Origin of the sequence: Collinsella sp. AM15-2 (assembly GCF_003471985.1) — a bacterium.
Classification (GTDB): Bacteria; Actinomycetota; Coriobacteriia; order Coriobacteriales; family Coriobacteriaceae; genus Collinsella.
Genome location: NZ_QRKO01000034.1, coordinates 1 through 10,966, shown reverse-complemented (window position 1 = coordinate 10,966; position 10,966 = coordinate 1). Strand labels below are relative to the sequence as shown.

Here is a 10,966-nt window from a genome sequence, read left to right as displayed (position 1 = left end):
AGGCGGGGCATTCCCCGCCTCTTACACCACATCTCTGCGCGCTACCCTGTTGCTGCGTTGGTCACATATGTTTGCACATAATAATGGGCTCCTAATGAGAGTACTCCTCGTTAGGAGCCCATTTTATTGAACATTTGGGGAGTTACGTCAGCTCGTGCAGCTGGTCGTCATGCCTATAAGCATCAAAAATGCCCCGAATCGCTGCTACTAAAAAGGTAACAGTACTCATATTTGATGTATTTTGTCCACGGCTATCTACAAACCCCCTAGGCCACTCATTGGGGACAGACTTAAATGACTAGTTGTTGGGGATCAGTCATTGGGGACGTTCTTAAATGACTAGGTGTGGCTGCTTGGGCTAGGCTGTTAGGTCGAGTTCGTAGAGAAAGCTTTCGCGCGGCATGTCGTGACGACGCTCTTCGCGGTTGGCGCGGTGCGTGGCCGTGCGCTTAAAGCCGTGCAACTCGTAGAACTTCCACGAGCAGTTGGAGTCGGTGTACAGGTGCGCCCTTGTCGCCCCGCGCGAGGACAGGTACGAGACCGCGGCATCGAGCAACACTGAGCCTACACCCAGGCCGTGAACATCGGGATCGACGGCGAGCAGCGTGACTTCGTTGTCGTGCGGCAACGGGCTGCTCTCGAGCAGGCGGTTGTTGGTTCGGATGGTTGCGCGCACAAACGAGAGATACTCGGCGCAGACATCGGGCTCCAGCTCGCGCATCTGCGAAAGCAGCGCGCGTTCGGTATCCATCCAGTGTTCCTTAACGGTGGCGCCGGAACTCTGTCCCGCGCGCGCGAGCGCAATGCCACGCGCCTGACCGTCGATTACGGCAACCTGCGAAAACGTCGATGACGAAAGGCAATGGGCGAGGTCGCACGCGGCCTCGAGGCGGTTGTACTCATCGTTATCCGAATTGTTATGCCAAAGCTGCTGCAGAATCAGCGCGATGGCGTCGAAGTCTTCGGTATCAAACGGTCGGTAGAGAACCCGCGAGACCATGGTGCCTCTTTCTTTTGCGGATGCATATCGAGCACAGTTCTACCACGCTATTGGCATCTAATTATGGTGCCCCTGTGTTCCATGAACTCACCGTGCCCGGTGCCGTGCCCATCCCCTCTGCTCGCAAACTTTTTCTGCACATGCGCCCGTTGCGGGGTGCATCGATGCGCTCGATGCGCTACATTGAATCAGTATTTTCAATGCCGCTGCGCGAGCGCTGCAGATCGACGTATCACCGACTCACAGAGCACGGCGGCGTACCAGACAGGAGGACTGCATGGGATCTGATGTGAAGATCGCACGCGCGTTGATCTCGGTTACCGATAAGACGGGCGTCGTCGATTTCGCACGGACGCTGGTCGATGACTTTGGCGTCGAGATCATCTCTACGGGCGGCACGGCTCGTGCCATCGAGGACGCGGGCGTTCCCGTAACCCCCATCGAGGAGTTCACGGGCTATCCCGAGATGATGGACGGCCGCGTTAAGACCCTGCACCCCAAGGTTCACGGCGCGCTGCTGGCCCGCCGCGATTCCGAGCAGCACATGCAGGAGGCCGCCCAGCACGGCATTAAGCTGATCGACCTGGTCGTCGTCAACCTGTACGAGTTCGAGAAGACCGTCGCCAACCCCGAGGTCACCTTTGCGGATGCCATCGAGCACATCGACATCGGTGGCCCCTCCATGTTGCGCTCTGCCGCCAAGAACGCCGCGAGCGTTACCGTCATCTCCGACCCGGCCGACTATGATGCCGTCCTGGCCGAGATGCGCGAGACCGGTGGCTGCACCACGCTTGCCACCCGTCGTCGCCTGCAGGTGAAGGTCTACCAGACCACCGCCGCCTACGACACGGCTATCTCCCGTTGGCTTGCCGCCCAGGCAAGCGACGTGGCGGACACCTCTGCCAAGCTCGAGATTTCGCTGGAGAAGGTCGACGACCTGCGCTATGGTGAGAATCCTCAGCAAAAGGCTACGGTCTACCGCTTTGCCGAGGGCTGCGAGAACACCGCGAGCTCTCAGTTCCCGCTTGTGGGCTCCGAGCAGATCCAGGGCAAGCCGCTCAGCTACAACAACTATCTGGACGCCGATGCCGCCTGGAACCTGGTCCGCGAGTTCGACGAGCCGGCCTGCGTGATCCTCAAGCATCAGAACCCCTGCGGTTCCGCCGTTGCCGAGGACATCACGGCCGCCTACGACCGCGCCTTCGCCTGCGATCCCAAGAGCGCCTTCGGCGGCATCATCGCCTGCAACCGCGAGGTTCCCTTTGAGCTGGTTGAGCATTTTGCCGATCAGAACAAGCAGTTTGTCGAGGTCATCATCGCCCCGAGCTACACTGCCGAGGCGCTCGAGCGCATGGCCAAGCGCCCCAACCTGCGCGTGCTGGCTACCGGCGGCGTGGACCACGGCGCCCAGGTGGAACTGCGCTCCATCGACGGCGGCATGCTGGTGCAGGAGGTCGACCACGTGACCGAGGACCCCGCGACCTTTACGTTCCCCACCGACCGCAAGCCCACCGATGCCGAGATGGCCGAGCTCGAGTTTGCCTGGAAGGTCTGCAAGGGCGTCAAGTCCAACGCCATCCTGGTCTCCAAGGGCAAGGCCGGCATTGGCATGGGCCCCGGTCAGCCCAACCGCGTTGACTCTGCGCTGCTTGCCTGCGAGCGCGCCGAGGACTTCTGCGAGCGCGAGGGCGTGGAGAAGGGCGGCTTTGCCTGCGCAAGCGACGCGTTCTTCCCGTTCCGCGACAACGTCGACGTGCTTGCCGCACACGGCGTGACCTGCATCATCCAGCCCGGCGGCTCCAAGCGCGATGACGAGAGCATCCAGGCCTGCAACGAGCACAATATTGCGATGGTTTTCACGGGTGCGCGCCACTTCCGCCATTAAGTAGGGAGGTGGCGCTGCGGCTTGCCCAACCACCGCACCTTGTCGCTCATTCGTCGCCCGCGTACCCAAGTACGCGTCGCTCCTCTTTCACGGCAATCTGCGGCACCTGGGCAACCCTCGCCGACCTGTTAGGTTGACTGGGGAGGATGGGATGTTATCTCGTCCCTTGGACCGCCTCGCTTCTAAAATTATCTCTGCAAAAGACGGCCGCTCCGTTTGGAGGGCCGTCTTTTTGGTATAAGAGGACGGAATGACTAACACGAAAGGTATGACCATGCCCCAGATTGATGATGCAGAGCTGTTTGGCAATGCCGAGGACCAGCGTGCGTACGAGGACTTTTGCGCCAATCAGGAGGCGGTCGAGAAGTTTACGCTCGACAAGCCCGCGCTTATCTGCCGTTGGCGCATGTCCAACAAAAAGGTGCCCATGCTCAACCGTCACATTCGCGCGCTGTCCGAGCGCTTGGTGCAGGGCGAGCCGCTTACCCATAACATGCTCAGCTGGGCCAAGCAGCACGTTGAGTGGTCGCTTGCCGAGGGCGATTACACCGCGCACGACGGCGTGCTCATGCTGGTGATCGACGTTAACGGCAATGCCGCCATGACGGTGGGTGAGTACGAGCCGCTGGCCGATACTTCGGCCAAGGCGCTGCGTGCCCGCTCCGCCGAGGCCCGCTCCGAGGCCGACGAAACCGGCGTGGCGCCCGAGCTGCTCGCTGCCGTCAACAACGGCGAGCTGGCCTTTGTGGCGCCGGCGGACGAGTGCCTGTGTGGCACGGCGACGCTCATAGAGCAGCTGGCCCAGACCAAGGGCATCCCGGTCACGCGCGTAGACATTCCCGCACAGCTCAAGGGCGCCTTGTTCCTGGTAAGCGACGAGCACGGCGTGGTGCCTGCCACCGACGCCGACGCCGCCGAGTCTGATGCCGCGACGGTCGCCTTCTTTGCCGACGGCTACGAAAAGCTTCGCGCCCGCCGCTAAATGATTATTCTGGGACGGGGATTAAAGAATCATTTTGGTTCCCGCCACCGCTGCGAGTGCGAGGCGGACAAAACGCCCCCGCTCGCGAACAGTTCTGTCACCTTGGCGACGTGCGTGGCGCGCACCTGCAGTTTCGCAGCCATAATGGTGGCAAGACAACCAAGAGGGGAGCGGAATCCATGGCGCTAATCTATATCGTTGAGGACGACGAGCCCATTCGTCGTGAGCTTGTCGACATCCTTGCCCGCGCCGGGTTTGAAATCGAGGCCTGCGAATCGTTCGAGCATGTCTCGCGCGATATTCTCGCCGCCGCGCCCGACCTGGTGCTGCTCGACCTCACGCTTCCCGTCAAGGACGGCCAGCATATCTGCCACGAGGTTCGCCGCGAATCCGAGGTCCCCATCATCGTCCTCACCTCGCGCACGACCGAGATCGACGAGGTCATGGCCATGACGCTCGGCGCGGACGACTTTGTTCCCAAGCCCTATAGCGCGCGCGTGCTCGTGGCGCGCATCAACGCACTGCTGCGTCGCACCGCGGCGTCAGGCGAGCGCAGCACGCTCGTCCACAAGGGGCTGGAGCTCGACCTCGCCCGCTCTATGGTCACCAACACGGCGACCGGCGACAGCACCGAGCTCACCAAAAATGAGCTGCGCATTCTCTCGCTGCTCCTGAGCCGCGCGGGCAAGATCGTCTCGCGCTCGGCCATCATGCAGGACCTGTGGGACTCCGACGCCTTCGTGGACGACAATACGCTCACCGTCAACATCAACCGCCTGCGCACCACGCTCGAAAAAATCGGCATCAAGGGGTATTTGACGACGCATCGCGGCCAAGGCTATTCGGTCTAGGGGCCGGCTATGTCGTTTGGCAAGTTCTTTAAAGATGCACTGCTTCCCGTCGCCGTGTGGACGTGCGGCGTGCTGCTGAGCTGCTTTGTGCTGACGGTCGCCGGCGCACCCGTTTCTATCGTGGTCGTGGCGGTTGGCGTGTCCTTTATCTTCGGTATGCTCGGCATCGTGATCGAGTACGCTCGCCGTCGCCGTTTTCTGCGTCAGTTGGAGCGCGCGGCAGAGGAGCTCGAGAGTCCCGCATGGGTGCAGGAGATGGTGCAATGCCCAACCTATGCCGAGGGCGAGCTCGAGTACGAGGTCCTGTGCCGGGTGGGCAAAGCCGCCTGCGACGAGGTTGCCGAGGGCCGGCGTCAGACCGAAGACTATCGCGACTATATCGAGAGCTGGGTCCACGAGGCCAAGCTGCCCCTGGCGGCGGCTCACCTGATTCTGGAAAACCTCGACGGCGGCGCAGATGACCCAACACGTGTCGATGACCTGGGTCGCGAGTTGGCTCGCGTGGAACGCTATATCGACCAGGCGCTGTACTACGCGCGCTCGGAAGTCGTGGAGCGCGACTACCTGATTCGCCGCTGGGACCTTAAGACCTTGGTGACGGGTGCGATTAAGGCCAACGCGCGCGAGCTCATTGCGGCGCACGTGGCTCCGGTGTGCGAGAACCTCGACTTCGAGGTCTTTACCGACGAAAAATGGCTCGAGTTTATCCTGGGCCAGCTCATTCAGAACAGCATTAAATATGCGCGCGAGGACGGCGCGAAGATCGTGTTTTCGGGCGCGTTACTGGACGAGGGCCTGGCGAGCGAGCGCATCGAGCTCACCGTTGCGGACAACGGCTGCGGCGTGTGTGCGGCAGACCTGCCGCGCGTGTTCGAGAAGGGCTTTACCGGCGACAACGGCCGCACCACCAAGCGCGCAACGGGCATCGGCCTCTACCTGGTGGCGCGCCTATGCTCCAAGATGGGCATCGACGTCACGGCGGCATCCGACTCCGGCGAAGGCTTTGTCGTAACGTTCGCCTTCTCGACGAACAAGTTTCAATACTTTGAGTAGCCGGGCCGTCTTGCGCTACGGACGGCTATGTTCCCGAACGTGAACTTAGCTAAGGCAACTGGCGTTATGTTCCCGAACGTGAACATAACTATGAGGCTCAAATGGATCTCCCAAAACAAAAACGTGCAGCCCAAACAAAACGTGCCGCCCCCAACGGGGCGGCACGCCATCTTTTATCAGCCAACTCGCTGAAGTAAGGCTGCGAAGGCCGCGAGGCCGGGAGGGGTTTCCTAAGGGCACATCCCGCAGCCGCAACGCGGCGAGGACGTGCCCGTGGAAACCCCGCAGGCCCCGCGGCCGGTGGGAGCAACGCTACTTTACGACCAAAATGTCGCAGTCGGTATTGCGCAGCAGGAACGTCGAAATCGAACCCAGAAGCGCATACTTGATCGAGGACAGGCCGCGAGCGCCGCAGAGCACCAGGTCGGGCTTGACCACGTCGAGCATCTCGTCTTTGAGCGTCTCGCGAATACGACCGGCACGTATCATGACCTCGACCTCGGGAATATCGGGATTGGCCTTGGCCTCTTCGAGCTGCTTTTCGATGGAGTTCTTAAAGGCCTCCTCCAGACCGTTGACCAAATCGACCGGATAGGAGCCGGCGCTCTCGAGCGCCGTGGAATCGATAACGTGGCCGATAATCAGCTTGGCGCCGTTGTTCGCGGCGACCTTGATGGCGCGTGCGAGCACAAAATCCTGCTGCTCAGTACCGTCGAGTGAAACAAATACCTTGGTGTAACCCTCGTTCATGGTTTCCTCCTTGGTCTATCGCACGGGCGCGGGGCTCGTGCGTCGGGCGGGCGCGGGTGCGTTGACCGCCGGACACTTTATCTTGTTACAGTTATACCCAAGGATTTCGGTTTAACTGCTCGCAATTCTGTGAACGGGCGAGTTTTTTGGTAAGGGTAGGCGCGGTCGCACCGCCAACGGTTGATAATGGGACATCGCCCGCATCGTCCGCAGAACATCTACCGGCGGGTGTCTAACGAGGGGGTCCCTTTGGATATCATCGAGCTTTTAAAATCTGCCTTCATGGGCCTGGTCGAGGGCATCACCGAATGGCTGCCCGTTTCGTCGACCGGTCACATGATCTTGGTGGACGAGTTCGTCAAGATGAACGTGAGCGAGACGTTCTGGAACATGTTCCTGGTCGTGATTCAGCTTGGCGCCATTTTGGCCGTCTGTGTGCTGTTCTTCCATGAGCTCAATCCGTTCTCGCCCAGCAAGGGCAAGGAGGGCCGTCACGACACCTGGGTGCTGTGGGGCAAGATTGTGCTCGGTTGCATTCCTGCGGCGGCGATCGGCCTGCCGCTCAACGACTGGATGGAGGAGCATTTCTACAATGCTCCCGTCGTGGCGCTGGCGCTCATTGTGTACGGCGTGCTGTTTATCGTGATCGAGAACTGGCGCGCGAGCAAGCGCGAGGAAATGGCCGTTGCCGGTTCGTTTGGTTCGCGTGCTGTGGTGTCGGGTGGACGTCCCGCCGGTGCGCACTTTGCGGCGCCCGCCACGGCTACCGCTGAGGATGAGGACGATGACGAGAATCTGGACTTTGGTTCCATCGCCACGCTCGAGGATCTAAGCTGGAAGACTGCGCTGGGTATCGGCTGCTTCCAGGTGCTTTCGCTGGTGCCTGGTACGTCTCGCTCCGGTTCTACCATCATCGGCGGCCTGCTTTTGGGCTGCACGCGCTCGGTGGCGTCTAAGTTCACGTTCTTCCTGGCCATCCCTGTCATGTTTGGCGCGAGTGCGCTCAAGCTGGTCAAGTACTTCATCAAGGGCGGCACGTTCGGCACCAACGAGATCGCCATCTTGGGCGTGGGCTGCGTCGTCGCCTTTGTGGTGTCGCTCATTGCCATCAAGTGGCTTATGGGCTTCGTTCGCCGTCACGACTTCAAGTGCTTCGGCGTCTACCGCATCATCCTGGGCATCGTGGTGCTCGCGTACTTCTTCGTTCTGGAGCCTATGCTCGGCCTGTAACTTGGTTGACGCTGCGCGGCGGCCAGAGCGACAACTTGTCATTCAACGAGGGCGGCATGACCAAAAGGTCTATGCTGCCCTCTTTTTTGGGCGATGGGGTGGGTCCGATGGTGGCGCACGGAGTCGTGGTGTGATTTGCGTCGGAGTCCGCGCGGCTCGGTATACTGATACGGCTCAAACTATGGCGCTGCCCGCAGGCGCGCCGTCCGTCAGATGAGGAGTCGCCCATGACCCAGTCCCTGCCCTGGGAAAAGAACACTGCCGCGCCCGTGTCGCCCGCGCCGGAGCCCGTGCCGCTCGATGCGTACACCGTCCCCGCCGCGCCGGAACCCGAGCTCGTTCCGCTCGACATCTACGACGCCCCGGCTCCGGCGCCCAAGCCCGCCAAGCCGCTCGTAGATATCGATAGCCTGAACCCCGCCCAGCGCGAGGCGGTCCTGACCACTGAGGGCCCACTGCTGGTCCTTGCCGGTGCTGGCTCGGGCAAGACCCGCGTCCTGACCTTCCGCATCGCGCATATGCTTGGCGACCTGGGCGTTAAGCCCTGGCAGGTCCTGGCCATCACGTTTACCAACAAGGCCGCGGCCGAGATGCGCGAGCGTCTGGCAGCACTCATCCCCAGTGGCACCCGCGGCATGTGGGTGTGCACCTTCCACGCCATGTGCGTGCGCATGCTGCGCGAGGACGCCGACCTGCTGGGCTACACCGGTCAGTTCACCATCTATGACGACGATGACTCAAAGCGCATGGTGCGTGACATTATGCAGGCGCTCGGCATTGAGCAAAAGCAGTTCCCCCTCAACATGATCCGCAGCAAGATCAGCTCGGCCAAAAACGCCATGATTGGGCCCGAGGACATGCTCAAGAGCGCCGATAGCCCCAACGACAAAAAGGCCGCGCAGGTCTACCTGGAGCTGGAGCGCCGCCTGCGTGCCGCCAACGCGATGGACTTTGACGACCTGCTCGTGCGCGCGCTCGAGTTGCTGCGCACCCGCCCCGAGGTGCTCGACAAGTACCAGGAGCGCTTCCGCTATATTAGCGTCGACGAGTATCAGGACACCAACCACGTCCAGTACGAGATCGCCAACCTGCTGGCCGCCAAGTACCAAAACCTTATGGTCGTGGGCGACGACGACCAGTCCATTTATAGCTGGCGTGGCGCCGACATCACCAATATCCTGGACTTTGAGAAGGACTTTAAAAACTGCAAGACCGTCAAGCTGGAGCAGAACTACCGCTCCACGGGTCATATCCTGAGCGCCGCCAACGCCGTGGTGCGTCACAACTCGCAGCGTAAAGAAAAGCGCCTGTTTACGGCCGAGGGCGACGGCGAGAAGATCCAGGCCTTCCAGGCAAGCGATGAGCGCGACGAGGGCCGCTGGATTGCCGGCGAGATCGAAAAGCTGCATGCCAAGGGCACGAGCTACGACGACATCGCTGTGTTCTACCGCACCAACGCCCAGTCGCGTATTCTCGAAGATATGTTCCTGCGCGCGGGCGTGCCCTACAAGATTGTCGGCGGCACGCGATTCTTCGACCGCGCCGAGATCCGCGACGTCATGGCCTACCTCAAGATGATCGTGAACCCGGCCGACGAGATGAGCGTCAAGCGCGTCATCAACACGCCGCGTCGCGGCATCGGCTCCACCTCGATCCAAAAGATTGAGCAGCTGACGCGCGACAACCGTTGCTCGTTCTTCCAAGCCTGCGAGATCGCGTGCGCCGAGACGGGCATGTTTAGCGCCAAGGTCCGCAATGGCCTGTCGAGCTTTGTGTCGCTGGTGCGCGAGGGCCGCCGCATGGACGGCGAGCTCAAGGACGTTGTCGAGATGATTGTTGACAAGACGGGGCTGCTGCAGGCCTTCCGCGCCGAGGGCACCATGGAGTCCGAGAGCCGCGCCGAGAACATCCAGGAATTCCTGGGCGTGGCCGCCGAATTTGAGGAGACGCACGAGGATATCGAGGGTACGCTCGAGAGCTTAGAGGAGCTGCGCGCGGCCGGTGTTGCCGACGTGCCTGCCGGCGCCGAGTCCGAGCCCGTCGTGGTGAGTGCGCCCGTGCCCGAGCCGGGACCGTCCGCGCCCGCGTCTTCGTTTGAGGCGCTCGTTGGCGCGCGTGATGCTGCAGGTTCCAATCCGCTCGATAGCCTAGCCGCCCCGGCGCTCTCGCCGCAGGATGCCCTGGCTGCTGCCATCGCGGGCAACGCGTATGCCGTGCCGACTGAGCTGCCGGCGGGCGCCGTGCATGCCGACGAGATCGAGCGCACCTACGGCCCGCTCACCTGCAAGGCCCTGCCTGCGCTCATGGAGTGGTTGGCCCTGCGCTCCGACTTGGATTCTCTGGCCGGCGAGACGCATGCCATCACCATGATGACCATCCACTCCGCCAAGGGCCTGGAGTTCCCCGCGGTGTTCGTGGCCGGTATGGAGGAGGGCATCTTCCCACACGTGCATGACTTTGGCGGCAGCGATGATCCGGGCAAGCTCGAGGAGGAGCGTCGCCTGGCCTACGTTGCCATCACGCGTGCCCGTAAGCGCCTGTTCCTGACCTATGCGGCCACGCGTCGCACCTACGGCTCGACCTCTGCCAACCCGCGCTCCCGCTTCCTCAACGAGATTCCGTTTGAGGACATCGAGTTTAGCGGCATCGGTTCTGCCGGTTTTGAGGGCACGGGCTGGGAAAAGCGCGGCGACCGTCACGGCACCTTTGGCTCGGGCATGGGCTCGGATATGTATGGCGGCAAGGTGTTTGGTTCGCATACGCGCTCGACCGGCGGCTCCGGCTCGCGCGGCGGGTCGAGCTTTGACGACTTCTTTGGCGGCAGCACTTATGGCACCGAGCGCCATCGTGGGGTTTCGCCCGACGCCGGCCGCGTTGCCTCGACCTTTGGCTCGGGCGCGCCGCGAGCCAAAAAGCCGTCGTCCAAGGTGTCGCCGACGGTGGAGCGCAAGGTCGATCGCGCGAGCGCATCGCAGGATTTTGCCGCGGGCGATACCGTGAGTCATAAGACCTTTGGCACGGGTACCGTGATCTCGGTCGCCGGAGACATGATCGAGGTCCAATTCGAAAAGACCGGCCAGACCAAAAAGCTAATGAAGGGCTTTGCGCCGATCGTCAAGCTGAATGCCTAACTGCAAGGGCGACCGGGCGCGCCGGGGGCTTTGGTCGCCTGCTCGGACAGTCCTGCTCGCACGGAGAGCACATTAAGTGCTCTC

At 61.8% G+C, this 10,966-nt stretch carries 8 protein-coding genes; 6 read left to right on the top strand and 2 right to left on the bottom strand.

What is annotated here, in order from left to right; genetic code table 11:
• Positions 1 to 358: 358 nt before the first annotated feature.
• Positions 359 to 1,000 carry a GNAT family N-acetyltransferase gene (locus DW171_RS09730; RefSeq protein ID WP_117769936.1) on the bottom strand — a complete coding sequence of 214 codons (642 nt, stop codon included), beginning with the start codon at positions 998 to 1,000 and terminating at the stop codon, positions 359 to 361.
• Between the two features lie 277 nt (positions 1,001 to 1,277).
• Here DW171_RS09730 and purH point away from each other — a divergent pair, with 277 nt between their 5' ends.
• From purH to DW171_RS09710, 4 genes are all read left to right on the top strand, one after another.
• Positions 1,278 to 2,885: a bifunctional phosphoribosylaminoimidazolecarboxamide formyltransferase/IMP cyclohydrolase gene (purH, locus tag DW171_RS09725; protein WP_117583593.1), complete on the top strand. Its 1,608-nt coding sequence runs from the start codon at positions 1,278 to 1,280 to the stop codon at positions 2,883 to 2,885.
• A gap of 250 nt (positions 2,886 to 3,135) precedes the next feature.
• A complete protein-coding gene (locus DW171_RS09720) occupies positions 3,136 to 3,867 on the top strand; it encodes a hypothetical protein (protein ID WP_117759752.1) in 732 nt (243 codons plus the stop codon).
• Between the two features lie 179 nt (positions 3,868 to 4,046).
• Entirely contained in the window at positions 4,047 to 4,718 is a 672-nt protein-coding gene (locus tag DW171_RS09715; RefSeq protein ID WP_117564915.1) for a response regulator transcription factor, read from the top strand.
• 9 nt (positions 4,719 to 4,727) lie between these two features.
• A complete protein-coding gene (locus DW171_RS09710; RefSeq protein ID WP_117564916.1) occupies positions 4,728 to 5,771 on the top strand; it encodes a sensor histidine kinase in 1,044 nt (347 codons plus the stop codon).
• Between the two features lie 312 nt (positions 5,772 to 6,083).
• Here DW171_RS09710 and DW171_RS09705 read toward each other — a convergent pair whose 3' ends face one another.
• Complete coding sequence (locus DW171_RS09705) at positions 6,084 to 6,521, bottom strand: universal stress protein (protein WP_117583590.1); 438 nt, start codon at positions 6,519 to 6,521, stop codon at positions 6,084 to 6,086.
• 249 nt (positions 6,522 to 6,770) lie between these two features.
• Here DW171_RS09705 and DW171_RS09700 point away from each other — a divergent pair, with 249 nt between their 5' ends.
• Both DW171_RS09700 and DW171_RS09695 read left to right on the top strand, forming a co-directional pair.
• The gene (locus DW171_RS09700; RefSeq protein WP_117766421.1) at positions 6,771 to 7,751 is read left to right on the top strand and encodes an undecaprenyl-diphosphate phosphatase; all 981 of its coding nucleotides are present in this window, start codon (positions 6,771 to 6,773) and stop codon (positions 7,749 to 7,751) included.
• Between the two features lie 227 nt (positions 7,752 to 7,978).
• On the top strand, positions 7,979 to 10,882 hold the full coding sequence (locus DW171_RS09695) for an ATP-dependent helicase (protein ID WP_118271080.1): 2,904 nt from the start codon (positions 7,979 to 7,981) through the stop codon (positions 10,880 to 10,882).
• Positions 10,883 to 10,966 lie beyond the last annotated feature (84 nt).

What these genes read in the sequence shown, in the direction of transcription:
- DW171_RS09710 (WP_117564916.1), top strand. Translation starts at nt 4,728, where the DNA reads ATGTCGTTTGGCAAGTTCTTTAAAGATGCACTGCTTCCCGTCGCCGTG.
- DW171_RS09720 (WP_117759752.1), top strand. Translation starts at nt 3,136, where the DNA reads ATGACTAACACGAAAGGTATGACCATGCCCCAGATTGATGATGCAGAG.
- DW171_RS09730 (WP_117769936.1), bottom strand. Translation starts at nt 1,000, where the DNA reads ATGGTCTCGCGGGTTCTCTACCGACCGTTTGATACCGAAGACTTCGAC.
- DW171_RS09715 (WP_117564915.1), top strand. Translation starts at nt 4,047, where the DNA reads ATGGCGCTAATCTATATCGTTGAGGACGACGAGCCCATTCGTCGTGAG.
- DW171_RS09705 (WP_117583590.1), bottom strand. Translation starts at nt 6,521, where the DNA reads ATGAACGAGGGTTACACCAAGGTATTTGTTTCACTCGACGGTACTGAG.
- purH (WP_117583593.1), top strand. Translation starts at nt 1,278, where the DNA reads ATGGGATCTGATGTGAAGATCGCACGCGCGTTGATCTCGGTTACCGAT.
- DW171_RS09695 (WP_118271080.1), top strand. Translation starts at nt 7,979, where the DNA reads ATGACCCAGTCCCTGCCCTGGGAAAAGAACACTGCCGCGCCCGTGTCG.